A 21956-nucleotide genomic window follows, 5' to 3' on the forward strand; every position below is an offset into this window, starting at 1 on the left:
GGACACCACGGATAACTGCAAGGAGATCATCAATGCCAAAGCGGCACCACCCTTATGCCGCAGGAGGCAACACAGGCTGGAGCATAGGCTCCAACAGCCTGACAGCGGCCGGGCAATCCGAACTCCTGAAAGATCTCGGGCGTCAACTTCGGCACAGCTACCAGAGTGTTTTGGAGCAGCCTGCGCCGGATCGCATTGGGCAGTTGCTGGAGAGACTTGAAAAGGCTCGCCTTCCCGACGGCGATAAGGACCACTGAGCAACGGAACGACTCAGTGATCCTCAGCCGTAAGAGACCCGCAGCCTCAACGCCTGCGGCGGTTGCGCGGATGTGAATGACCCGATGAGGCCGTTTCCTTCGGAACGAGGCTGTAGATCAGAAACCCTGCCAGAATCCCGGCGCCGAGCAGGACGAAGGGATACGACTTGGCGGTCTGAACGACGCCGGAAGCGGTTTGACGCACGGCGTAGAGCGGCATGGAAGCATCATGGATCAGGCGCTCGGCCCGCCTGACATTCTCCTGCCGGGTGTGGATCTCCAACTCATAACCCTCGTCGTCATCGTGGCGATGAAGCTCGATGCTGTTCCGGGCAAATCCGGCCGAGACGAGGCGTTGGATCGCCTGATTTGCCTCGCTGCGAGACGAGAAAGATCCGGTGGCAATAGACGTGTTCGGCATCAGTCAATCCTCTTCGAACTGCTGACGCCAATTCCCGGCAAGCGCCAAGGTTCCACACCGAACCGCCGCACGGTGAGGAAAGCCAGTCAAAGTGATGGTGTTCAGTTCCTCCGAGGGGCTTGAGCGGCGGCTCTCTCCGCCTCCATCAATACCTCAAGGGCTCTCCAGGGCTTCGGCATGAAACGGACGTCCCGCGGAACATTGCCGGTCTCATCGTCGAGAGGTTTGCCGGAGGTCAGCACCGTGCGGACCCATGGCCACTTGAGCCGCACGGTTCGCACGAGATCCATCCCATCCATCAGGCAGGGGAGCCGGAGATCGGAAAAGAGGAAGGCTACTTCTTCCGAATGCTGGTTCATATAATCCAGCGCCTCTTCGGCGCTGGAAGCTTCGACGACTTTGAGATCGGTTTCCTCGAGAAGAGCTGCCGCCAAGCCCCTGACTTCGAAATCGTCCTCGACGATCAAGGCCACGCGATAAGGCTCAATTCTCTGTCCCATAAGTCGTCTCCTCGTCGGGTTTATATTTCCTGGAGCCCTTCGATGAAGGATCGACGATCCTCAGGCTCTCTGCTTGAAGGAAAAATCCGGCTCCGGAAACGCCATGCGGACAGCCGGTGCGATACAGCCAGAACTCAGCATGCGGTCAGAAGCGACAAGGCTTTCGAGCGCATCCTCTACAGGACTGCGAATGATGAACTTCCCCGAACGCAGGACGCAATCGGGCGAAGACCCTCATCACAGAACGGTGAACACGGCTGTCCGTTTCAGCTTGGCCTTAGAGAATTTTTCTCAAGGCAGCTTTTTGCCCTAGAGGAACCCCTTTCCAAGCTGTAGCTTAAGTTTGAACCGACTGTTCTCACGTGAGATCCCCGCCGTGTTCAAGGAGACCCAGCTTCACCAGGAATTCTTGGACCTGGAGCATCACATGCGGCTTCTCGACCGCAAGCTGGCCGACGCCCTTCATCGGATCCGCCACGGTTCCTCATCGGAATCAATCGAGCAGGCCCGACAGGACGAGAAGCAGCTCCTGTCCGAACTGGACCGGTTGATGACGAGAATGCGGGCAATCGAGGGACAACTCCTCCAAATCCAGAAGGGTGCGACCCGCCACTAAAGCATCGTGCCGACCCGGCAGCCGGCTTGTGTGAAACCGCACCTCGGATTTTTCGAGCTGGGCTCATCTTGGCAATCCTTACGATAGGTAAGGATCAGGAGAGGATGAGGGATGACCTGCAGGGAAACCTATCCGGAACCGGATATCGAGGCGGGGATTGGCGCCGAGGCGCTCCGCGGACGGTATGTCCCGCTGTTCACGGCCTTGATTGGGCTTTTGGCCACCTTGAATGTCGCGTCAGTGGTCTTCGCTCTAATGGAATGAACACTTGTCCTGCCGCGCGCTGAGCGGCAGCCAAAACGAGAACTGCAGGACAGCGCATTGAATGCGAGATCTGTCCTGCAGGTTCACCGTACGTCTTCAGCGCAATCCGAGGAACGACAGGATCGCGAGGACCACAACGATTGCACCGATAAGCCAGATGATATTGTTCATGAGGATTCTCTCCCGAAATGGAATTGACCTCATGCCAACGGTCAAGGTGAAGGTTCGTTCCTTGGCCCCGCGTACCAAGCTAATTGGAGCGGCAGACCGTCAGATCGGCTCCCGTGACCTCGCCCGAGTTTGCCCTTTGCCGTCTGCTCTCGCTCGTACAAGCCTCATGCGTGAAGCCTTGGTCTGAATCGACCTGGATCCGGCTCTCCTGAATGCGCGCAGTGTCATAGCCAGGCCCTGAGCGGTAGTCCCAAGTGGAGACCCCCGCCGCGCCAACGCATCCGCCGAGGCAGCCCAAGAGCATTGCGGCCGTGAAGGTCTTGAGGATCGTCGGCATAGTCTCACCCCTGTGGCTACGGAGCCCACCTGGACGGCGGATGCAGCTCTTACTTGGATGCTTCCCTGACCAAAACAAGAAAACCCCGGTGTCGCCACCGGGGTTTTCCATTGAGCGTCTGTGGGCCGATCAGAAGTCGCGCTGAATGCGCAGGCGACCTTCCCAAGCATCGTCGTCATCCGCGCCGACGATGCCCCGCGGGTTGAGGTTGGAGTAGAGAGCCTCCACGCCGATATCGAGGCCGGAAACCGGCGACCAGATCAGGTTCGAACCGACGCGCCATTCGGTAAAGTCGGCCGAGGGAGCAGTCGTGCCGTACTCGACGCGCGCATACGAGCCGAACAGGCTCTGACGGATGGTTGGGGTCCAGTAGTGGTTCAGGCCACCGGCAACCGACCAGCCGCGACCCGTCTCAATGTCTCCATCGGGACCCAGATACGCATCGAGGACCGTACCCGACGCGATGCCTACCGAGATGTCCGGATCGAAGCCGAGATAGCCGAGAGCGCCATCGGCATAGGTCGCAGCAAGCCACAGGGCGTCGCCCTCAGCCAGCATCGGCAGGTTCACGTTGACCATGCCCGACACGGCCCAGCCGAGTTCGCTGTCGGCGTATTCACCGCCGACGACCGCGTTGCTGCGGATCTGGTGCAGGGCACCGGAGAGCTGAGCCGATCCCCAGGTGCCGGCATACTTCAGGTTGCCGACGACGTCGGGCAGCCTCTGACCGGCATTGACGCCTGCCAGGTTTGCCAGATCGGTGGTCGCGAAGGAGCCCTCTTCCAGCGACAGGGTGGCCGAGAAGCCGTTGCCGAAGGAGAAGGTGTAGGCGAGCAGGTTCACGTCCGGATAGTCGTAGAAGCGGAGCGTGCCCCAGTTCTCGTTCGCGATGTCGCCGTTGGTGAAGAACGAGGTCGTGCGACCAGCGGTCAGGCCACCGAACTGGATGTAGGCCTGAGCGATGTTCGGCGAAGTGCCGGCACCACCAGAGTTGGTTTGCTGGTAAACGCCGGTGTTGCGGGACATTTCCATGCGGACGAAGGCGCGGAGCAGACCGTAAGCCGTCGCCGTGCGGGCATCGAGCTGGACGCGGCCACGAGCGAGGAAGCCGATCGAGTTGTTCGCGCGGGTCGTGGGCTCGAGGTAGCTGTATTCGGCGCGGACCCGGCCGCCGACGCGGAGGCATGTTTCCGTGCCCGGAATGTAGAAGAAGCCTGCGCCGTAGGTGGAGCAGACGCGGACGTATTCGACAGCCGCGGCCTTGGCGACCGGCAGGTCGGCAGCTTGTGCCCCCACGGCAGCCGCGAGACCTGCAGCCGATCCGAGGAAGAGGCTCTTAACGAGCTTCATGGTTGTTCTCCAAAGAAGTCTGGGTCCAAGACCCCAATACGACCGTGACCATACTGAAGCTCAGCTTTCACGCAATAGTGGTTCGCTTTCGATCCGCTAAAGCGGAATGCACCTTGCCGAAAAGATAGGCATTCCAGGCAAGTCCGCATGCTTATTCTCAAGGGTGTGGCCCAATTTCAACAGCGCGGATAAGCCCTTTCGTTGCGTCATCCTTCCTCGCGGTTCGGCCTCGTCCGTTTGCCGTCCGAGTCTGCTTGGGCCGAGCCGTCAATCACCAAAGAAGTCGAGATCGAGTTCCCGGCAGAGATAGCCGACCGGGCATTGAGGCGTGTCCTGGGTCGGAACGAATGCGGGTTCGATCATCTCGTCGCGCAGGCAGAACCGGCCATCGCTGACATAGCGGTCATAGGTGTATGTGCCGGTCCCTAGAACGATCTGACCCCGCGAAAAGACGAGACCGCGGGCTTGGTTGCAGGTCAGGCTGGGAGTCATCGGCCGCGGCTGGGCCTGTGCGCTCGATGCCGCGACCAGGACGGCCAGAACACAAACGATCTTTCGCATCGTCATACCCTTCGTACAGATCGTCCGAACGGAAAACCTCGAAATGACAACGCTTCAAGCAGAGCTTTGTTACCGGGAGGCTTCTCGGGCCGGAAAGGCCGCTACAGCATGGGCTGCAGGCGCCGTGCCAGATCGACGGCGCCGGCATAATCGGTCTTCCCCGAGCCCAGCACGGGAATGCTCGCCACCAGAATGGAGCGCGGCACCCAAAGCTCCGGAAAACCGTGATCCTTGGCATGGGCCAGAAGCACGTCGCGGTCCGCATCCGGCTTGTCGGTGATGAGGACGATCTGCTCGCCCTTGCGCGGGTCGGGAATGCCTACCACCACATGGCTGTTGTCGGGCCAGAGGGTCTGCACGGTCGCCTCGATGGCCGCCAGGGACACCATCTCGCCCGCGATCTTGGCAAAGCGCTTCGCCCTCCCCCGGATCGTCACGACTCGATTATCGACGGTCACGATGTCGCCGGTGTCATGCCAGCCCTCGACCGGCGGCCGGATGCCATCGGGCGCGGCAGGGTCGAGATAGCCCTTCATCACGTTCGTGCCGCGCACGTGCAGGCGCCCGCCTTCCTGGATTCCCTCGACAGGCTCCAGCCGCCACTCGATCCCCGGCAGGACGTGCCCCACGGTGCCCGGATGATTGTCGTCGGGAAGGTTGCAGGCGATCACAGGCGAACATTCGGTGGCGCCGTATCCTTCCACGATCACGGTACCATGGCGATCCCAGAGGCGGCGCGTCTCGTCCTTCACCCGCTCGGCCCCGGCAATGACGAAGCGTACGCTTGCGAGATCGTTCTCGCCGGCCGCGCGGGCATAGCCCTGGAGGAAGGTGTCGGTTGCGAGCATTACCGTGGCGCGCGTTCCCGCAACGAGTTTCGGGATCTGCCGGTAATGCAGCGGGCTCGGATAGAGCACCGATTTCATGCCGTTGAGCACAGCCGTCAGAAGCCCCGCCGAAAGGCCGAAGGAATGGAAGATCGGCAGCGGGTTGAAGAAGACGTCATCGTCCTTCAACACATCGCCTGCGAGAGCCTTCACCTGATAGGCGTTGGCGACCAGATTGGCGTTCGACAGCACCACGCCTTTCGGCACGCCTTCGGACCCTGAGGTGAAAAGCAGCACGGCCGCATCGTCAGGCTGGATGTTCGCCCCGGCATGGACGCGCCGCGCGATCCATGAATCGAGAAGTCCGCGCAGCTTGTCGAGGCTCGTCAGCTCGGCGCGCACATCCTCGAGCCAGAGGATTCTGCGCCCCTGTCCGAGCGCCTCGATGATGTCATCGAGCTTGCCCTGCTCGATGAAGCGGCGCGAGGTGACGATGGTGTCGATTCCGGCCAGCTCGCAGGCCGCCGACAGGTTCTTGAGACCCGCGGTGAAGTTCAGGAAGGCTGGAATTCGCCCGAAGGCGTTGAGCCCGAACAGGGCGACGGCGATGGCCTGCACGTTCGGCAGCAGCACGCCGATGGTCTCGCGCTCCTTCGTCAGGCCAGCGAGCTTGCGCCCGAGCACCAGGGAGCCGAGGACAAGGCGCCCGAACGTGATCGGCTGGCGCTCCAGATCCTCCAGGGCGACCTTGTTGCGACCGAAGCGATCTCTGGCGTCGAGAAGCGCCCCGAACAGGGTTTTGCGCGTCCGCGCGATGTCGAACTCGGCCACGGGCGCGCTCCTGATCAATCGACTAGCCGGCCGAGCCTTCTCGGATCGGCGCCTGGTAGGCCAGGCCCATGTCCCAGGGGAAGTAGATCCAGGTGTCCTGGCTCACTTCCGTCACGAAGGTGTCGATGATCGGACGTCCGGCGGGCTTGGCATAGACGGCGGCGAAATGCGCGTTGGGCAGCATGTCGCGCACGATCTTGGCCGTCTTGCCGGTATCGGTCAGGTCATCGATGACGAGCACGCCCTTGCCCGTTCCGTCGCCCAGCGCCTTGATGGCGGGCGCGATGTCCTTGAGCACCTGCAGCTCGCCCTGGTTCTTGTAGTCGTGATAGCTCGCGATGCAGACGCTCTCGATGAGGCGCACATCGAGCTCGCGGGCCACGATGGCGGCCGGCACGAGGCCGCCGCGGGTGATGCAGACGATCGCCTCGAACGGGCCGGCCGCGGCCAGGCGCCAGGCTAGAGCCCGGCAATCGCGGTGGAACTGGTCCCAGGAGACAGGGAAGGCTTTGGGAGAGGTCGGGGACATCGGCTTGCTCTTCTTTAGGGAGTGACGAGAAAACTCTTAAAGGGGCGCTTGGTCGCCTTTCAGGCGCCGCAGATGATCGCGCACGGCAGCGGCCGCTTTGGCGACGGCATCAGGATCCTTGCCGCGCACGACGATCTGGTTGCGGAAGCCGCTCGTCGAGAACGACGGGTAGGATCCGATGGAGACGCTTAGGTGGGTCGAGGCGATCTGGCTGAGACCCTCGGCATAGATGCCTTCGGCCAGCCCCTCCGCCTCGATGGTCTCGATGACCATGCGCGCTCCGGTTTCAAGGGTCGGCGCGATGTTGTCGAGCATCGCCTGCATGATCGAGGGCACGCCCGCCATGACGAAGACATTGCCGATGCGGAAGCCCGGCGCCTTGGAGATCGGGTTCTCGATCAGGCTGGCGCCGTCGGGGATCCGGGCCATGCGCAGGCGGGCCTCGTTCAGCTCCTCCGGCGTGTAGCGCTCCCGCAGCACCGCAACGGCTCGCGGGTCGACGTCGATCCCGACTCCGAAGGCCTTGGCGATGCAGTCGGCCGTGATGTCGTCGTGGGTGGGGCCGATGCCGCCGGTGGTGAAGAGATAGGTGTACCGGCTGCGCAGGGCATTGACGGCCGCGACGATCTCCTCCTCCACGTCCGGCACGACGCGAACCTCGCGCAGGTCGATGCCGATCCCGGTCAGGTACTCGGCGATGTAGCCGATGTTCTTGTCCTTGGTGCGGCCCGTGAGGATCTCATCGCCGATGATGAGAAGAGCGGCAGTAACGGAGACGGCCATGCGCAGCGATCCTTTTGAGGGCCTTTAGCCTTACAAACGGCAATTCTCAAGCACCGGCAAGGGTTCACCCCCAGTGTCTTTGCCGGATACCCCGTGACGGCATGCTGACGGGCAGTTCTTCGACTGGTGAACAGCCAGCACCTGTGGGCCCGCAGCGAGAGCTGCGAGCCTGTGCGGTGATCGAGGGTGGCGCGACGGGCAGCCCGGCTCGATGATGGATGGTGAGTAGGTGAGTAGAAGAGCCGAGGTGCCTCTTCGCGCACGGCTTCTTTAGGCGGTCAGGCGAGGCCGGCCCGGTGACCGTTCCAGGCGGGGTCCGTCTGCTCGACGGGGGCCTTGAACCGATTCCGACCACCGGCATGCAGCCTGGGCCTCCTGTCGCACAGGTTTGCGAAACCTCTGCACAGGACCGTGCCTGCCTCCACACTGCGACGCCTCGCGAGCGCGCCCCTCGATAGAGGCAGGTCTAACAAACGATATAGCCGAGGTTAGGAGAATTGTCAAGAACGAAAGAGGAACATGCGCTCACCCTTCCCTCTCCCCTCTGCGGGAGAGGGTGGCCTGCGCAGCAGGTCGGGAGAGGGGCCGTGAGACGTCGAGCACTGCCCCTCTCCCGGCTCACTCCGTTCGCCACCCTCCCCCGCACAGGGGGGAGGGAAAGACCCACGCACGACCCTGCACCCACACCCTCGACGCCATGGATCCCCTTCCCTCGCTCCGCTCGCCGGGGATGACACTCTGCCGAGTGGGTTGAACCTGAGGCTTCCCCCCTGCTACCAGAAGTTTTTACAATCGAATGTTGGTTTTGGATGCGTTTTCAGGAAACCCTGCTCGGGGGTCGTCTCATCGAGCGTTACAAGCGATTTCTGGCGGACGTGAAGCTCGACACGGGCGAGATGGTCACCGCGCATTGCGCCAATCCAGGGGCCATGATGGGCCTCAAGGAGCCGGGCAGCCGGGTGTTCCTCTCCCGGGCCACGAACCCCAACCGCAAGCTCAAGTACAATTGGGAATTCGTGGAGGTCCCTGCCGGCGGCGGGCCGCTCCAGCTCATCGGGATCAATACCTCGCGGCCCAACCTGCTGGTGGCCGAGGCCCTGCGGGAGGGGCGGCTCGCGCCGTTTGCCCATTACGACCGTGTCCGGCCCGAGGTGAAGTACGGCCGGAACAGCCGGGTCGACTTCCTGCTTGAAAAGGATGGCGAGCCGCCCTGCTACCTGGAGGTCAAGAACTGCCACCTCATGCGTGAGGCGGGCTTTGCCGAGTTCCCGGATTGCGTCGCCGCCCGAAGCGCCAAGCACCTCTACGAGCTGGCCGACATGAAGGCCCAAGGGGCGAGAGCCGCCCTCGTCTACGTCATCCAGATGGATGCCGAGCGTTTCGATGTGGCCCGCGACATCGATCCGGCCTACGACAAGGCCTTCAGGCATGCCCTCGCGGCGGGGGTGGAGTCTTATGCCTATGTCTGCCGCATCACCCCGCAGGAAGTGACCATCGACCGGCCGGTGGAGATCGTGACGCCGCGGTGAGCGCTTCCTATGAACGCTCGAAAACCAGGTTCATCTTGGTCTCGAGGATCTGCCGGTAGCCCTTGCCCGTGAGGAGCCCGACCACGTCCACCTGCCAGCGCTCCGGCACGTTCGCCACGATGAAAGCGGCAGGATAGAGGGAAGCGGGTGCATCCCGGAAGAACGGCCCGAGGACCAGGTCCTCCGCTCCCTCCACGTCGAGCTTGATCGCATCGACATGGGTCAGGCCCTCCCGGTTCAGGAGGTCGAGCAGGGTCACGGCCGGGACGCGGATCGCGTCCGTCTGGCTCGAGTTCACGATCTTGAGGCTCGCCTCGCCCCGGTTGAGGGGATCGAGGAACAGGGTGAGCTCGCCGGTCTTGTCGGCAATCGCGCAATCGACGGCCTTGATCGTGGAGGAAGGATTCTGCCGGATGTTGTAGATCAGGCGATCGAAGATCTCCGGCTGCGGCTCCACGGCCAGGATCCGGGTCGAGACGGCAGGACCGGCCTCCTGTGCGAGATACAGGGCATACCAGCCGACATTCGAGCCCACATCGATGAAGGTGAAGCCTTCCCGGATGCGCGAGGCCAGGATCTTGAGCTCGTCGGCATCGAAATATTGCGGTGTGAAGAGGAGCCGACGCTCGCAGACGTTCTTGTGGGGATAAAGCCGCATCCTGACGCCGAAGGTCTCGAGGTCGAGCGGCGGGCCCTTGAGCATCTTCATGGCCAGATGCCGCAGCATCAGGGCCAGCCTGCGTCCTGCCCAGCCCTCGGGCAACCCGCGCGTGCGGTCGATCACCCAGCGGGTGAGACCTGAAGGCGCAAAGTCCCCGAAGGGGCGGGAGTCATTCATTAGCGAGAAATCCAGAGCCACGAACCGGACGAACAGGGTTGCTCATGACACCCTCGGGCGGCAATCGCAAGCGGGGCATGAGGGGTTTAACTTGCTTCACGCGCGGCGATCCTTACATTCCGGGCAACAGACCAAGGATCGAGAATGACCGAGACCGATGTTGTGGAGCGCAAGCGCGCCGCCGAGATCCCGCTGCACGGCCCTGCAGACTTCGAAGGGATGCGCCGCGCCGGCCGCATGGTGGCCGAGTGCCTGGACATGCTCTCGGAGCATGTGAAACCCGGCGTCACGACCGAGTTTCTGGACAAGCTGGCCTTCGACTTCATCCGCCAGCATGGCGCCTATCCGGCCTGCCTGCACTATCGCGGCTACACCAAGACGATCTGCACCTCGATCAACCACGTGGTCTGTCACGGCATCCCCAACGACAAGCCTCTGCGCGACGGGGACATCATGAATGTCGACGTGACCCTGATCCTCGACGGGTGGCACGGCGATTCGAGCCGCATGTATTACGTGGGCGAGGTGCCGCGCCGGGCGCAGCGGCTGTGCGAGATCACCTATGAGTGCCTCCTGCGCGGTATAGCAGTCGTGAAGCCGGGCGCGACCACCAACGACATCGGGGCGGCGATCCAGTCCTATGCGGAAGCCGAGCGCTGCTCCGTGGTGCGGGACTTCTGCGGCCACGGCATCGGCAAGGTCTTCCACGACTCGCCGACGATCCTCCACTACGTCGAGCCGGCCTACAACGTGGAGCTGAAAGCCGGCATGTTCTTCACCATCGAGCCCATGATCAATCTCGGGCGGCCGCAGGTGAAGGTCCTGGCCGACGGCTGGACCGCCGTGACCCGCGACCGCTCCCTCTCGGCCCAGTTCGAGCACATGGTGGGCGTGACGGAGACCGGCGCGGAGGTGTTCACCTACTCGCCCAAGGGGCTGGACAAGCCGTCTTGAGCTACGCTCGGCACTAGCCTGCCGCCTCGCTTCTGGCCTACAAGGTAACAATGATGCTCTGAGAGTCTCTTTCGGAGCGGATTGAGGCAGACGCCACAGGCAGGCATGAGCGACGACCTTCCCCATTATCACGGCCATCGCGACCGGTTGCGCGCCCGCTTCATGGAAGTCGGCGGCGATGCGGTGCCGGATTACGAGCTTCTGGAACTCGTGCTGTTCCGCTCCATCCCGCGCCGGGACGTGAAGCCCATCGCCAAGGAGCTGATCAAGCGCTTCGGCACCTTCGCCGAGGTGCTGGCCGCCTCCCCGGGCCGGCTCATGGAGGTGGATGGGATCGGCGAGAGCGTTGTGACGGACCTGAAGATCGTGGAGGCCTCCGCCCGTCGGCTCACCAAGGGCGAGGTGGCCAAGCGTCCCGTCCTGTCCTCCTGGACCTCCGTCATCGATTATTGCCGCACCGCCATGGCGTTCATGGACAAGGAGCAGTTCCGCCTGCTCTTCCTCGACAAGCGCAACGCGCTCATCGCCGACGAGGTGCAGCAATCGGGCACGGTCGACCATACGCCAGTCTATCCCCGCGAAGTGGTCAAGCGCGCCCTCGAACTCTCCGCCTCGGCCCTGATCCTGGTGCACAACCATCCTTCAGGGGATCCCACGCCCTCCTCGGCCGACGTCAAGATGACCCGCGAGATCATCGAGGTGGCCAAGCCCCTCGGTATCACGGTCCATGACCACATCATCGTAGGCCGCGAGGGTCATGCGAGCCTCAAAGGCCTGCGCCTGATCTGAGCTTGACGGCAGAACCAACGCCTCCCGGCCGCGTTACATCCCCACGAACAACACTCATGGGAGATAATCATGAAAAAGCTGCTGACCGCCGGTCTGCTCGGTTCCACCCTCCTGGCTTCGGCCGCCATGGCCCAGACCACCCCGGCCCAGCCGTCCGCTACACCCCCGGCCGGCGTGAACTTCATGACGCGCCTCGAAGCCGGCCAAATGCTTGCCTCCAAGATCATGGATGAGGATGTGGTCGGTGCCGACAACAAGGATATCGGCGACGTGGAAGATCTGGTGCTCGACCGCAGCGGCAAGGTCGTGGCTGTCGTGATCGAGGTGGATAAGGGCCTCGGCGACCGCACTGTGGCCTTGCCCTTAAGCGCAATCCAGATGAGCGCCCCGGATGCGGCAACCACCGGCTCCGTTCAGGGCTCCGGAAAGACCACGACCCGCAGCAGCGACGACATGCGCATCGTCGTGACCATGCCTGTCGATCAGCTCAAGGCGGCTCCCGAGTTCGACGACGATAACGACTAAGCCATCAAGAACCTGCGGTCACCCCTCGGTGGCCGCAGGCCTTTAGATGAGCGTTCCGATCCCGGTGAAGATCGCGTAGACGAAGCCGAGGCTCAGGGTTAGGCCGATGGAGCCGATCAGGAGCCCGCCCACGACGACGAAGCCATCCCGCTCGACGAGGCCCAGGCCGACGAGGCACACGGCAAGCCCCAGCGGGATCTGCCCGACGAAGGGCGGCGCGAAGAGAAGACCCAGCGACAGAACCAGAACGACCGCGCCCATGAGGCGCATGGCGAGCGGCGTGTCCAGGAAGGTCATGCGCGGCCGGGAAATGCGCTCGAGCCGGCGAAACACCGGGATCGCGCGTCCGACCGCCCGCTCCACGTCCGTGCGGGCCATGGAACGGTTCATGAGCTGGCGCGGCAGCCAGGGCGCCTCGCGGCCGAAAACGATCTGAACGGCGACGAGCGCCAGCAGCAGGCCGCAGACCAGGGGGATCGGCGGCGGCATCGGAAGGCAGTTGGGCAGGCCGAGCAGGACGATCAGGAGCGCGAAGGCCCTGTCCTGGAGCACGGCCATGATTTCACGCACGGTCAAGCGCTCGCCCGGCTGGGATGCGAGGGCGAGCAGAATCTGGGACGTGCGCGCGTTGGAAAACAAGAAGCCCTGACAGGTTCGGGGGTGCTCAGGGCGCCTCTCTACCTGACTTAACGTCCGGGGCCAAGGCGTATCAATGAATGTTGATCTCCCCCTGAACCGCCCGGAACTCGGCGGGACGGATCAGTTGCGCATGGGTGACCGTGACTGAGTGCAGCGGCCCTGCGAGCTCCCGCTTCCAGAAGTCGAGGAAGTCGATGAGAACGGGAAACCTTGGAGCCAGATCGTATTCCTGCCAGACATAGGTCTGAAGGAAGGTCGGGTGATCCGGCATGCGATACAGGATCTTGGCGGTCGTAAGCCCGTAGCCTTCCATCTGGCGGATGAAATCTTTTGAGACCATGCGAACTCCTTCTCAAGCCCGAACGAGCCTTGTCGACAGGAATCCGCCGGAAAGCGCAGGCGGTCTCCTGCCCTATGCTCAAGGCTAAATCTTGAGTGTACTTTGAAGTTCCCGCAAGCGAATGGGCTTGCACATCCACGCGATCTTGCGTTGATTGCTCGGGACAGAGTCTGAACGGAAGCATCGTGAAAAGGAGACCACCGGGAATGCGCTTCGCCTTCGCGGGAATCGATTTTCTGGGAGATGTTTTCGAGACGTTCCTTGCCAAGGGCTGGGAGCCGGTCAAGCTGTTCAGCCGGCCTTGCGACAGCATCTACGACTTCAACGATGTGACGCTCGCCCGCGCCCGCTCGCTGCGCTTGGCCGTGCAGATGTCGCGCATTCTCCCTGCCGATCTCGCGGGCCTCAAAGCCATGGGCTGCGAGGCCCTGGTGGTTGCGGGCTATCCTTGGCTGATCACTGGCTGGGAGCGGCATATCCCCTATGCCATCAACTTTCACCCCTCGCCTCTCCCCACGGGGCGAGGGCCTTACCCGCTGTTCCAGGCCATCCTCGACGGTTTGTCCGAATGGGGAATGACGGTCCACACGCTCGAGCCTGCCTTCGACACCGGGGCCATCGTGGCCCAGAAGCACTTTGCCTTGAGCGGCGCGGAATCCCACGACACCCTGCTGTCCAAGTGCCAGATGGCCGCGAAGGAGCTCGCGGCGGAGCTCGCTTCAGACCTGCCGCGTCTCTGGGCAGATGCCAGGCCGCAGGGGCCGGGCACCTACTGGCCCAGAGTCACGCAGGCGCAGAGAACCGTTTCCTGGAATGGCAATGTACAGGACGTGCTGCGCACCATCCGCGCCTTCGGGTCCATCGAAGCCTTTGCCCAGATCGATTCCCGCTACGTCTATGTGTGGGAGGCCTCAGGCTGGGAGGAGCCGCACCGCTACCGGCCCGGCACCCTCGTCCATCGCCACCGCAAGCACATGGTGGTCGCCGTCCGCGACGGGTTCGTGCAGATCGGCGGATGGAGCCCCTATGCGCCGGGCTCCGCGAGGCAGGGATAGAGGCCAGCCTCTCAGCGACGGCGCTTGATCATCTTCCAGGCCTGACGGAGGACGAAGAGATTGCGAAGGAGCCTGAGCATCGTATCACCTTTGTAAACCACGTGCGGGTCAAAGGCGTTCTGCACCGGATGGTTCCAATCCGGTCGTACGGTCGTCGCTTCACCGTGACCGCTTTAATCGAGCGGAGCATCCACGGTGCACAGGACCCCTTCAGGATTGAACCTGATCTGGACGTCGCCGTTGAGCTCGCGCGCGAGGCTGCGTTCGATGAGGCGCGTGCCGAAGCCCCGACGTGTGGGGGGCTGGACCGGCGGCCCGCCGCTCTCCTGCCAGCGCAGATGGAGGCAGGGGCCGGTTTGCGCCTGTGAGATGTCCCAGGCAATATCGACCCTCCCGGTCGCGTTCGAGAGAGCCCCGTGCTTCACGGCGTTCGTGGTCAGCTCCTGGAGCGCCATGGACAGGGCCAGGGCGATGCGCGGCGACAAGCGAAGCTCAGGCCCTTTCATCGTGAGCCGATCCTCGCCTAAGGCTCTGTAGGGCTCCAGAGCCTGAGCGACGATGTCCTTGAGTTCGGCCCCTTCCCAGCTCTCCGTTGTCAGGACGTCGTGGGCACGCGCTAGAGCCATCAGGCGCCCTTCGAGAGCCTCCCTGGCCTCCTGTGCCGAACCGGCATTGCGAAGCGTCTGAGCGGCAATCGACTGCACCGTCGCCAAGGTGTTCTTCACCCGGTGGTTCAGCTCGTGGATCAGAAGCGTGCGCTGCTCCTCGGCTCTCCTGCGATCGGTGATGTCGCGCTGGATGCCCCAGAGCCGCTTTAGCCAGCCATCTTCGATGATCGCGATGATGCTGTTGTCGAAATACTTTGGATGACCGGCTGCATCCTGCTCGACGGATTCAACCCCGCTGAGGTTGTAGCCGGAGCTGACGATGCCCGCCAGGTAGGCTCTGGCTTCCGGGTCCGATGAAGGCAGCGGAAACTCAAGGGTCTTGCCGATCAGATCCTCAGCCCGGCTGAGCCCGTACATGCGCGCCATGGCATCGTTGCAATCAACGAAACGACCGTTGCGGTAGGCCTGCTCGATCTGCTCCTCCACTGGCAAGCTCGTGTCGAGCGGAGGCGTAAGCTCGAGGAGCCAGATCCCTTCGGAACTGCGGGTGATGAACGACCGATAGCGCTCCTCGCTTGCGCGCAGAGCCACCTCGGCATCCTTCTCGGCGGTGATATCCCATTGTGCTCCGAGCGAGCGAATGAAGCGCCCGTCAGCCTCCCGGATCAGTTTGGTGCGCGCCGTGAGCCAACGCATCTCACCGGTATCGGCGCGGGTAATCCGAAAATCGTATTCGAGATGGTGACAGATGGGATCGACGACCGCTTTGTGTGTTTCGGCTTCAATCCATCCCCGGTCATCAGGGTGCACGAGGCCGATCCATTCCTGATACGAGAATGTGCCGGATTGATTGTCAGGCAGTCCGTACAGTTCCAAGTATTCCGGTGACGCAAAGGCTTGACCGGTTCTGCGATCGAATTCGAAGCTGCCGATCCGGGCCGCTTCCTGAACCTGCCTGAGCCGCTCCTCCATGGGAGCATGGCTGGTTGCCTCGCTCCCAGTGCAGTAGAGCCCGGCAATCTTGCCCGTATCGTCTCTGACAGACGTCCAGGAAAAGATGAATCCGCCGATTACCCAGTCCAGTCGCCTGTCTGAGGAAGCTGAATGCTCGATGGCATCCCGCCCCTCACCCGACAAAGCCGCCGCGATGTCTGAGCGATACCTCTCCCACGACTCCGGCCATACTTCATGGAAAGGTCTGCCGAGCGCCGCCGGATGCCTGGAGCCGAGGATCGGCGCAAAGCTGTCGTTGTAGAGCATGATGAGATCGGCGCCCCAGACAACGAAAGTTGGTTGCCGGGAACCGACCATGAGACCGGCAATGGTGCGAAGACTCTGAGGCCATGACGGCAGAGGACTGAGCAAGGTCGTCGACCAATCATGAAGCCGGATGCGCTGCCCCATTTCGCCCCCGCCCTGCAGCCAAGGGGAGGTTCCGGTTACCCCTGAAGTTCTGACATCTTCCGATTTTGACGACAGGGACGATGATCCTTCCAGCAGGCCATCGCTCATTGAGGGACCGTTCGATACGCCAACCCGCAGGATCCTGTGCTCGTGGCCGGATCAGTTATGTTCCAGTTGCTCGGCATCCCTTGCTCGTGGCTCTGCGGACTTTCGTTGCAATGTGACAGAGGGACATAATCCCCGAAGGCTCCGGTTCAAGGGATGCATAGGATCGCGTCGGCTTGGGCGGCATATGCCGGAAGACGTCGGCTGCTAGACTCGCCCATCGTTTCTAGCTTCGTGGGTTTCTGAGAATTGAGATTTTGCGGAACCAAGATGACGTAAGGGCATTAGCCCCTCACGAAGGCCACTGCCCCCAAGGTCTTCGAGACCCTCAAAAGCCCTTCACGCTCCCCCTCGTGAAGGGCTTTTTCTTCATTCATCATCCAAAAAATACGCCTGCAGGTTGAACCCACGGACGCCCTTTGGAGTTAATTCTTTGGAGGTACTGTTCACCTACAGTCTTCACAACTGAGGGCCACCTCGCTCAATCTCGGCAGGCTGGCCCTCTCTTTTGGCCGGGTTGACGATAGGGCGTGAGGCCCTTCCATCCTCCCTGCAAATCTCACAATTCGTGATAGTGCCGCCCCTGATAGACCAGAGGCGACTTCGGCTCTCCGAGCCTGATGGAGACGATATCGCCGATGATCACGTGATGGGTGGCAACCACCCTGGCATCGCTGATCCGGCAATCGAAGGACACGAGGCTCGTCATAAGGGCGGGCGAGCCCGTCTTCAGGATGTCCCATTCCCCCCTGCTGAAGCGTTCCGCCCCCTGTAAGCCGGCGCGACCGGCGAAGATGTCCGCCAGTTCCACATCGGCGCCCGCCAGGGTGTTCACGCAGAAGACCCTGTTCAACAGCAGAGCCTGAGCGGACCGGGAGCCCGTGTTGACGCAGACCAGGAGCGAGGCCGGGCTGTCGGTCACGGGCGTAACGGCCGTGGCCGTGAAGCCCCCGCGACCGGCGGCTCCATCTGTCGTGACCACATGGACGGCACCGGCGACCCGGCTCATGCCCTCCCGAAAGAGAAGGGCGTCCGAGCCGGAAATGGGGTGTGGAGAGGCTTGTGTCTTCAAGATCATGATCCAAGCAAGCCTCTTCCACTCTTTCAGGCTGAGCACAAGGCCGTAGAAGCCATATGGTTCTTCCGCTCCAGCAAGGGAAGCGGCCAGCGTTTGGGCGCCATGCTGCACGTTCAGGCAGTCTCCGGCACGATTTCCATCACTTTGGCTGATAGGAATCTTAACAGTACATTGTGGAATGAAAATCATTTTGCTAGAGACACCCGCACCTTACGTCAGGCTTGGCGATGCACACGCATCGTGCTTTCCTGCATCGTTTCCCAAGAATGACCCCATTCCAGAGGGGCAAGGGTAGGACATGGAAATTTTTGTGCAGCAGCTCATCAATGGGCTGACTCTAGGGTCGATCTACGGCCTCATCGCCATCGGCTACACGATGGTCTTCGGCATCATCGGCATGGTGAACTTCGCCCACGGCGACGTCTTCATGCTATCAGCGTTCATCTCGCTCATCTTCTTCCTGATCCTGACCACATGGCTCGGGATCTCATCGGTGGTGCTGGCACTGTTCTTCGTGCTGATCATCGCCATGGTCCTCACCTCCCTGTGGGGCTGGACCGTCGAGCGGATCGCCTACCGGCCCCTGCGTGGCTCGTTCCGCCTGGCGCCGCTGATCTCGGCCATCGGCGTCTCGATCTTCCTGTCCAACTTCGTTCAGGTCGCCCAGGGCGCGCGCAACAAGCCGACGCCTCCGATGGTCGGGGACGTGATCGTCCTGTTCCAGGGCGCAAGCGGCTACAACGTCGCCCTGTCCTACAAGCAGATCATCATCATGGTGGTCACGGCGGTGCTGCTGACGATCTTCTGGTATGTCGTCCAGAAGACATCCTTGGGCCGTGCCCAGCGCGCCTGCGAGCAGGACCGCAAGATGGCCGCCCTGCTCGGCATCAACGTGGACCGGACGATCTCGCTCACCTTCGTGATCGGCGCTGCGCTCGCGTCGGTCGCCGGCACCATGTATCTCCTGTATTATGGCGTCGTGAGCTTCAGCGACGGCTTCGTGCCGGGCGTGAAAGCCTTCACGGCCGCGGTCCTGGGCGGCATCGGCTCGCTCCCCGGCGCGGTCCTGGGCGGCCTGATCATCGGCCTCATCGAGACCTTCTGGTCGGCCTATTTCTCGATCGAGTACAAGGACGTGGCCGCGTTCTCGATCCTCGCCATCGTGTTGATCTTCATGCCCTCCGGCATTCTCGGGCGGCCTGAGGTCGAGAAGGTTTAAGGAGCCTGAATGTCATGAACGCTCCTTCCATCACCACAACGGCCCAGACCAATACAGTATCGAGAAACTTCGATCTGGCCGCAGCCTTCAAGGATGCCCTGAAGGCTGCGCTGATCACCCTGGGTCTTTCCATCCCGATCCTGTCCTACAAGACGAACCAGAGCGGCGCCGACCTCTTCCTGACGTCGCGCTGGGGCTTGGTCGCCATCGTCTGCGCCATCGTGTTCGGCCTGCGCCTGGTGCTGCATGCCTTCACGGCCTCGAAGGCCTATGCCAAGGCGACCCCTAGCCCACGGCAGGCAACCGAGCTGGTCGATGCCGGCCCTAGTGCCTTCCAGAAGGCCTCCCGCTTCGGGGTTCCGTTCTTCCTCGGCGTCGCGCTTACATTTCCGGTCCTGATCTACCTGATCCAGGGCGGCCTCAACGAGTCGCGCTACTGGGTCGATCTGGGCATTCTGATCCTCACCTACGTGATGCTCGGCTGGGGCCTGAACATCGTGGTGGGCCTCGCGGGCCTTCTCGACCTGGGCTACGTCGCCTTCTATGCGGTCGGCGCCTATTCCTACGCCCTGCTCTCGACCACGTTTGGGCTGTCGTTCTGGATCTGCCTGCCGCTCGCCGGCATCCTGGCCGCCTTCTGGGGCATGATCCTCGGCTTCCCGGTGCTGCGCCTGCGCGGCGACTATCTGGCCATCGTGACGCTGGCCTTCGGCGAGATCATCCGCCTCGTGCTCATCAACTGGGTGGACCTAACCAACGGCGGCGCCGGCATCTCGTCGATCCCGCGCGCGACCTTCTTCGGAATACCTTTCACGGCGGGGGAAGACGGGTTCGCAGCCACGTTCGGTCTTGAGTTCAACGGTATGCACAGGATGATTTTCCTGTATTACCTCATCCTGGCGCTGGCTCTCCTGACCAACTTCGTCACAATGCGGCTGCGCAAGCTGCCCGTGGGGCGTGCCTGGGAAGCCCTGCGTGAGGACGAGATCGCGTGCCGGTCACTCGGCATCAACACCACGAACACCAAGCTGACGGCCTTCGCCATCGGGGCGATGTTCGGTGGCTTTGCCGGATCGTTCTTCGCGGTCCGCCAGGGTTTCGTCTCGCCGGAAAGCTTCAACTTCCTGGAATCGGCGATCATCCTGGCCATCGTGGTCATGGGCGGCATGGGGTCCCAGATCGGCGTGGCCATCGCGGCCATCGTCCTGGTCGGCGGCCCCGAGGTTCTGCGCAATCTCACCTTCCTCCAATCCGTCTTCGGCACGGGCTTCGACCCGAACGAATACCGCCTGCTGCTCTTCGGTGCCGGCATGGTGGCGATGATGGTCTGGCGTCCGCGCGGCCTGATCTCGGAACGTGAACCCTCGGTGATCTTGAAAGAGCGCAAAGCCATCTCGGGCTCGCTCGTGAAGGAAGGACACGGCTAATGCGCTGGCTGCAGGATCCCATCCTCGACGTACAGCATCTCACGATGCGCTTCGGCGGCCTCGTGGCCGTCAACGATCTCTCATTCAAGGCCGGGCGCGGCGAAATCACCGCGCTCATCGGCCCGAACGGAGCCGGCAAGACCACGGTCTTCAACTGCATCACCGGCTTCTACAAGCCGACCGAGGGCATGATCGCCCTGCGCAAGCCGGACGGCTCGCACCTCCTGCTGGAGCGGCTGCCGGGCTTCGACATCAACTGGAAGGGCAAGGTTGCCCGCACCTTCCAGAACATCCGCCTGTTCTCCGGCATGACCCTGCTCGAGAACCTGCTGGTGGCTCAGCACAACCCGCTGATGATCGCCTCGGGCTTCACCTTCTTGGGCGTGCTCGGCATCGGCGGCTATCGCAAGGCCGAGAAGGAGGCCATCGAGAAGGCCAAGTTCTGGCTGGAGAAGACCCGTCTGATCCACCGGGCCGACGAGCCGGCCGGCGACCTCCCCTACGGCGATCAGCGCCGTCTGGAAATCGCCCGCGCCATGTGCACGGATCCGCTCCTGCTCTGCCTTGACGAGCCGGCGGCTGGCCTGAACCCGCGCGAATCCCTGGAGCTGAACCAGCTCCTGCTGTCGATCCGCGACGAACAGGGCACCTCCATCCTCCTGATCGAGCACGACATGTCGGTGGTTATGGAAATCTCCGATCACGTGGTCGTGCTGGATTACGGCACCAAGATCTCGGACGGCCTGCCCGTCGAGGTCAGGAACGATCCCAAGGTCATCGCCGCCTATCTCGGCGTGGCCGACGACGAGGTCGAGAAGGTCGAAGCGGAGATCGGCCTATGAGCACCGCCGGAGCAAACATCGCGATGCAGAATCCCCAGGCTTCCACGGCCCGCCAGCCGCTTCTCAGCGTGCGCGGCGTGAAGACCTATTACGGCAACATCATCGCCCTCAAGGGCGTGGACATGGATGTCAACGAGGGCGAGATCGTCACGCTGATCGGCGCCAACGGCGCCGGCAAGTCGACCCTGATGATGACGATCTTCGGCAACCCGCGGGCCCGCGAGGGCACGATCACCTATGCGGGGCGCGACATCACCAAGATGCCCACCCACGAGATCGCCCGCATGTCGATCGCCCAGTCCCCGGAAGGGCGGCGCATCTTCCCGCGCATGACGGTCTACGAGAACCTGCAGATGGGCGCATCCATGAACGGGATGGCCTATTTCGACCAGGATCTCGAGCGGGTCTGCACCCTGTTCCCGCGCCTGAAGGAGCGCCTGCAGCAGCGCGGCGGCACCCTGTCCGGCGGCGAGCAGCAGATGCTGGCCATCGCCCGGGCGCTCATGAGCCGCCCGAAGCTCCTCCTCCTGGACGAGCCTTCCCTCGGGCTCGCGCCCCTGATCGTGAAGCAGATCTTCCAGATCATCAAAGAACTGAACGAGAAGGACGGCATGACGGTCTTCCTCGTGGAGCAGAACGCCTATCATGCCCTCAAGCTGGCTCATCGCGGTTACGTGATGGTGACGGGCAACATCACCATGAGCGGTACCGGCAAGGAGCTGCTCGACGATCCGCAGGTCAAAGCGGCCTATCTCGAAGGAGGGCATCACTGATGCAGGGCATCCTCTACGAAGAGCCGTCGTTCTGGCTCTTCCTTCTCATCACCGTGATCATGGGCGGCTGGGCCGCCTGGATGACCGGCCGGGCCATCGCGCTCACCTGGCGGCCCTTCTGGACCCTGATCCTCTACCTATTCATCCTGGGGGCAGCAGTCCGCTTCATCCACTTCGCCCTGTTCGAGGGAACCCTGCTGTCGATCCACTACTATGCCGTCGACACGATCGTCCTGCTGATCATCGGGGCACTCGGTTTCCAGTATCGCCGGGCCCGGATGATGACCACGCAGTACCGCTGGCTCTACGAGCGAGCCGGCCCGTTTTCCTGGCGGGAAAAGGCGTCTGCTACCAAGGGCTAAGCTAAAAAGATTCCCAGGTGAC

26 protein-coding genes are annotated in these 21956 nt (G+C 62.6%); 13 read left to right on the plus strand and 13 right to left on the minus strand.

Annotation, left to right across the window (positions count from 1 at the left end):
* Positions 1–32 precede the first annotated feature (32 nt).
* The gene (locus JKL45_RS21045) at positions 33–257 is read left to right on the plus strand and encodes a NepR family anti-sigma factor (protein WP_201863538.1); all 225 of its coding nucleotides are present in this window, start codon (positions 33–35) and stop codon (positions 255–257) included.
* A gap of 46 nt (positions 258–303) precedes the next feature.
* Here JKL45_RS21045 and JKL45_RS21050 read toward each other — a convergent pair whose 3' ends face one another.
* Together JKL45_RS21050 and JKL45_RS21055 are read right to left on the minus strand one after the other, a co-directional pair.
* Positions 304–678, minus strand: coding sequence for a hypothetical protein (locus tag JKL45_RS21050; RefSeq protein ID WP_201863539.1), 375 nt, complete (start codon positions 676–678; stop codon positions 304–306).
* A 101-nt stretch (positions 679–779) separates the two neighbouring features.
* Positions 780–1178, minus strand: a complete 399-nt coding sequence (locus tag JKL45_RS21055) for a response regulator (RefSeq protein ID WP_201863540.1) — start codon at positions 1176–1178, stop codon at positions 780–782.
* Positions 1179–1605: 427 nt separating this feature from the next.
* On the opposite strand from JKL45_RS21055, the gene JKL45_RS21060 reads away from it, so the two are divergent.
* Both JKL45_RS21060 and JKL45_RS21065 read left to right on the plus strand, forming a co-directional pair.
* Complete coding sequence (locus tag JKL45_RS21060; RefSeq protein WP_201863541.1) at positions 1606–1794, plus strand: hypothetical protein; 189 nt, start codon at positions 1606–1608, stop codon at positions 1792–1794.
* A gap of 111 nt (positions 1795–1905) precedes the next feature.
* A complete protein-coding gene (locus JKL45_RS21065) occupies positions 1906–2058 on the plus strand; it encodes a hypothetical protein (RefSeq protein ID WP_201863542.1) in 153 nt (50 codons plus the stop codon).
* Between the two features lie 250 nt (positions 2059–2308).
* Here JKL45_RS21065 and JKL45_RS21070 read toward each other — a convergent pair whose 3' ends face one another.
* The 6 genes from JKL45_RS21070 to JKL45_RS21095 all read right to left on the minus strand — a co-directional run bounded on the left by JKL45_RS21070 (position 2309) and on the right by JKL45_RS21095 (position 7447).
* On the minus strand, positions 2309–2566 hold the full coding sequence (locus JKL45_RS21070; protein WP_201863543.1) for a hypothetical protein: 258 nt from the start codon (positions 2564–2566) through the stop codon (positions 2309–2311).
* A gap of 129 nt (positions 2567–2695) precedes the next feature.
* Positions 2696–3916, minus strand: coding sequence for a porin (locus JKL45_RS21075; RefSeq protein WP_201863544.1), 1221 nt, complete (start codon positions 3914–3916; stop codon positions 2696–2698).
* Between the two features lie 267 nt (positions 3917–4183).
* Entirely contained in the window at positions 4184–4477 is a 294-nt protein-coding gene (locus JKL45_RS21080; protein ID WP_201863545.1) for a hypothetical protein, read from the minus strand.
* Positions 4478–4578: 101 nt separating this feature from the next.
* Complete coding sequence (locus JKL45_RS21085) at positions 4579–6135, minus strand: AMP-binding protein (RefSeq protein WP_201863546.1); 1557 nt, start codon at positions 6133–6135, stop codon at positions 4579–4581.
* Between the two features lie 22 nt (positions 6136–6157).
* A complete protein-coding gene (gene gpt, locus JKL45_RS21090; RefSeq protein ID WP_201863547.1) occupies positions 6158–6664 on the minus strand; it encodes a xanthine phosphoribosyltransferase in 507 nt (168 codons plus the stop codon).
* 36 nt (positions 6665–6700) lie between these two features.
* Positions 6701–7447 (minus strand): competence/damage-inducible protein A, encoded by a 747-nt coding sequence (locus tag JKL45_RS21095; RefSeq protein WP_201863548.1) that lies wholly within the window; start codon positions 7445–7447, stop codon positions 6701–6703.
* An 809-nt stretch (positions 7448–8256) separates the two neighbouring features.
* Here JKL45_RS21095 and sfsA point away from each other — a divergent pair.
* Complete coding sequence (gene sfsA / locus JKL45_RS21100; protein WP_201863549.1) at positions 8257–8976, plus strand: DNA/RNA nuclease SfsA; 720 nt, start codon at positions 8257–8259, stop codon at positions 8974–8976.
* A 7-nt stretch (positions 8977–8983) separates the two neighbouring features.
* On the opposite strand, the gene JKL45_RS21105 is transcribed toward sfsA, so the two are convergent.
* Entirely contained in the window at positions 8984–9814 is an 831-nt protein-coding gene (locus tag JKL45_RS21105) for an FkbM family methyltransferase (protein ID WP_201863550.1), read from the minus strand.
* Between the two features lie 144 nt (positions 9815–9958).
* Here JKL45_RS21105 and map point away from each other — a divergent pair, with 144 nt between their 5' ends.
* The 3 genes from map to JKL45_RS21120 all read left to right on the plus strand — a co-directional run bounded on the left by map (position 9959) and on the right by JKL45_RS21120 (position 12082).
* Complete coding sequence (gene map, locus JKL45_RS21110; protein ID WP_201863551.1) at positions 9959–10768, plus strand: type I methionyl aminopeptidase; 810 nt, start codon at positions 9959–9961, stop codon at positions 10766–10768.
* Positions 10769–10873: 105 nt separating this feature from the next.
* Entirely contained in the window at positions 10874–11557 is a 684-nt protein-coding gene (gene radC / locus JKL45_RS21115; protein ID WP_201863552.1) for a RadC family protein, read from the plus strand.
* A gap of 69 nt (positions 11558–11626) precedes the next feature.
* On the plus strand, positions 11627–12082 hold the full coding sequence (locus tag JKL45_RS21120) for a PRC-barrel domain-containing protein (protein ID WP_201863553.1): 456 nt from the start codon (positions 11627–11629) through the stop codon (positions 12080–12082).
* Positions 12083–12124: 42 nt separating this feature from the next.
* On the opposite strand, the gene JKL45_RS21125 is transcribed toward JKL45_RS21120, so the two are convergent.
* Together JKL45_RS21125 and JKL45_RS21130 are read right to left on the minus strand one after the other, a co-directional pair.
* On the minus strand, positions 12125–12721 hold the full coding sequence (locus tag JKL45_RS21125; protein ID WP_201863554.1) for an exopolysaccharide biosynthesis protein: 597 nt from the start codon (positions 12719–12721) through the stop codon (positions 12125–12127).
* A gap of 70 nt (positions 12722–12791) precedes the next feature.
* Positions 12792–13061 (minus strand): usg protein, encoded by a 270-nt coding sequence (locus tag JKL45_RS21130; protein ID WP_201863555.1) that lies wholly within the window; start codon positions 13059–13061, stop codon positions 12792–12794.
* A gap of 206 nt (positions 13062–13267) precedes the next feature.
* Here JKL45_RS21130 and JKL45_RS21135 point away from each other — a divergent pair, with 206 nt between their 5' ends.
* A complete protein-coding gene (locus tag JKL45_RS21135) occupies positions 13268–14116 on the plus strand; it encodes a formyltransferase family protein (RefSeq protein WP_201863556.1) in 849 nt (282 codons plus the stop codon).
* A 173-nt stretch (positions 14117–14289) separates the two neighbouring features.
* Here JKL45_RS21135 and JKL45_RS21140 read toward each other — a convergent pair whose 3' ends face one another.
* Both JKL45_RS21140 and JKL45_RS21145 read right to left on the minus strand, forming a co-directional pair.
* Complete coding sequence (locus JKL45_RS21140) at positions 14290–16128, minus strand: PAS domain-containing HWE histidine kinase family protein (RefSeq protein ID WP_201863557.1); 1839 nt, start codon at positions 16126–16128, stop codon at positions 14290–14292.
* 664 nt (positions 16129–16792) lie between these two features.
* Entirely contained in the window at positions 16793–17311 is a 519-nt protein-coding gene (locus JKL45_RS21145) for a flavin reductase family protein (RefSeq protein ID WP_210345857.1), read from the minus strand.
* 298 nt (positions 17312–17609) lie between these two features.
* On the opposite strand from JKL45_RS21145, the gene JKL45_RS21150 reads away from it, so the two are divergent.
* The 5 genes from JKL45_RS21150 to JKL45_RS21170 are packed head-to-tail and all read left to right on the plus strand — an operon-like array spanning position 17610 to position 21934.
* Positions 17610–18530, plus strand: a complete 921-nt coding sequence (locus JKL45_RS21150) for a branched-chain amino acid ABC transporter permease (protein WP_201863558.1) — start codon at positions 17610–17612, stop codon at positions 18528–18530.
* Between the two features lie 14 nt (positions 18531–18544).
* On the plus strand, positions 18545–19957 hold the full coding sequence (livM, locus tag JKL45_RS21155) for a high-affinity branched-chain amino acid ABC transporter permease LivM (protein ID WP_201863559.1): 1413 nt from the start codon (positions 18545–18547) through the stop codon (positions 19955–19957).
* On the plus strand, positions 19957–20799 hold the full coding sequence (locus tag JKL45_RS21160) for an ABC transporter ATP-binding protein (protein ID WP_201863560.1): 843 nt from the start codon (positions 19957–19959) through the stop codon (positions 20797–20799). The genes livM and JKL45_RS21160 overlap by 1 nt, the downstream gene beginning before the upstream one ends.
* Positions 20796–21572: an ABC transporter ATP-binding protein gene (locus tag JKL45_RS21165; RefSeq protein ID WP_201863561.1), complete on the plus strand. Its 777-nt coding sequence runs from the start codon at positions 20796–20798 to the stop codon at positions 21570–21572. Before JKL45_RS21160 ends, JKL45_RS21165 begins: the two co-directional genes overlap by 4 nt.
* Positions 21572–21934 carry a DUF6867 family protein gene (locus JKL45_RS21170; RefSeq protein ID WP_201863562.1) on the plus strand — a complete coding sequence of 121 codons (363 nt, stop codon included), beginning with the start codon at positions 21572–21574 and terminating at the stop codon, positions 21932–21934. Before JKL45_RS21165 ends, JKL45_RS21170 begins: the two co-directional genes overlap by 1 nt.
* The last annotated feature ends 22 nt before the right edge of the window (positions 21935–21956 follow it).

This window comes from Microvirga soli, assembly GCF_016734765.1.
In the GTDB taxonomy this organism is placed as follows: Bacteria; Pseudomonadota; Alphaproteobacteria; order Rhizobiales; family Beijerinckiaceae; genus Microvirga; species Microvirga soli.

Excerpts from the sequence above, each read along its gene's own strand:
- radC (WP_201863552.1), top strand. The coding sequence starts at position 10,874 with ATGAGCGACGACCTTCCCCATTATCACGGCCATCGCGACCGGTTGCGC.
- JKL45_RS21135 (WP_201863556.1), top strand. The coding sequence starts at position 13,268 with ATGCGCTTCGCCTTCGCGGGAATCGATTTTCTGGGAGATGTTTTCGAG.
- JKL45_RS21055 (WP_201863540.1), bottom strand. The coding sequence starts at position 1,178 with ATGGGACAGAGAATTGAGCCTTATCGCGTGGCCTTGATCGTCGAGGAC.
- JKL45_RS21070 (WP_201863543.1), bottom strand. The coding sequence starts at position 2,566 with ATGCCGACGATCCTCAAGACCTTCACGGCCGCAATGCTCTTGGGCTGC.
- JKL45_RS21145 (WP_210345857.1), bottom strand. The coding sequence starts at position 17,311 with ATGATCTTGAAGACACAAGCCTCTCCACACCCCATTTCCGGCTCGGAC.
- JKL45_RS21050 (WP_201863539.1), bottom strand. The coding sequence starts at position 678 with ATGCCGAACACGTCTATTGCCACCGGATCTTTCTCGTCTCGCAGCGAG.
- livM (WP_201863559.1), top strand. The coding sequence starts at position 18,545 with ATGAACGCTCCTTCCATCACCACAACGGCCCAGACCAATACAGTATCG.
- sfsA (WP_201863549.1), top strand. The coding sequence starts at position 8,257 with ATGCGTTTTCAGGAAACCCTGCTCGGGGGTCGTCTCATCGAGCGTTAC.
- JKL45_RS21045 (WP_201863538.1), top strand. The coding sequence starts at position 33 with ATGCCAAAGCGGCACCACCCTTATGCCGCAGGAGGCAACACAGGCTGG.
- JKL45_RS21140 (WP_201863557.1), bottom strand. The coding sequence starts at position 16,128 with ATGGGGCAGCGCATCCGGCTTCATGATTGGTCGACGACCTTGCTCAGT.
- JKL45_RS21105 (WP_201863550.1), bottom strand. The coding sequence starts at position 9,814 with ATGAATGACTCCCGCCCCTTCGGGGACTTTGCGCCTTCAGGTCTCACC.
- JKL45_RS21095 (WP_201863548.1), bottom strand. The coding sequence starts at position 7,447 with ATGGCCGTCTCCGTTACTGCCGCTCTTCTCATCATCGGCGATGAGATC.
- JKL45_RS21060 (WP_201863541.1), top strand. The coding sequence starts at position 1,606 with ATGCGGCTTCTCGACCGCAAGCTGGCCGACGCCCTTCATCGGATCCGC.
- JKL45_RS21170 (WP_201863562.1), top strand. The coding sequence starts at position 21,572 with ATGCAGGGCATCCTCTACGAAGAGCCGTCGTTCTGGCTCTTCCTTCTC.
- map (WP_201863551.1), top strand. The coding sequence starts at position 9,959 with ATGACCGAGACCGATGTTGTGGAGCGCAAGCGCGCCGCCGAGATCCCG.
- JKL45_RS21080 (WP_201863545.1), bottom strand. The coding sequence starts at position 4,477 with ATGCGAAAGATCGTTTGTGTTCTGGCCGTCCTGGTCGCGGCATCGAGC.
- JKL45_RS21160 (WP_201863560.1), top strand. The coding sequence starts at position 19,957 with ATGCGCTGGCTGCAGGATCCCATCCTCGACGTACAGCATCTCACGATG.
- JKL45_RS21075 (WP_201863544.1), bottom strand. The coding sequence starts at position 3,916 with ATGAAGCTCGTTAAGAGCCTCTTCCTCGGATCGGCTGCAGGTCTCGCG.
- JKL45_RS21065 (WP_201863542.1), top strand. The coding sequence starts at position 1,906 with ATGACCTGCAGGGAAACCTATCCGGAACCGGATATCGAGGCGGGGATT.
- JKL45_RS21120 (WP_201863553.1), top strand. The coding sequence starts at position 11,627 with ATGAAAAAGCTGCTGACCGCCGGTCTGCTCGGTTCCACCCTCCTGGCT.
- JKL45_RS21150 (WP_201863558.1), top strand. The coding sequence starts at position 17,610 with ATGGAAATTTTTGTGCAGCAGCTCATCAATGGGCTGACTCTAGGGTCG.
- JKL45_RS21130 (WP_201863555.1), bottom strand. The coding sequence starts at position 13,061 with ATGGTCTCAAAAGATTTCATCCGCCAGATGGAAGGCTACGGGCTTACG.
- gpt (WP_201863547.1), bottom strand. The coding sequence starts at position 6,664 with ATGTCCCCGACCTCTCCCAAAGCCTTCCCTGTCTCCTGGGACCAGTTC.
- JKL45_RS21165 (WP_201863561.1), top strand. The coding sequence starts at position 20,796 with ATGAGCACCGCCGGAGCAAACATCGCGATGCAGAATCCCCAGGCTTCC.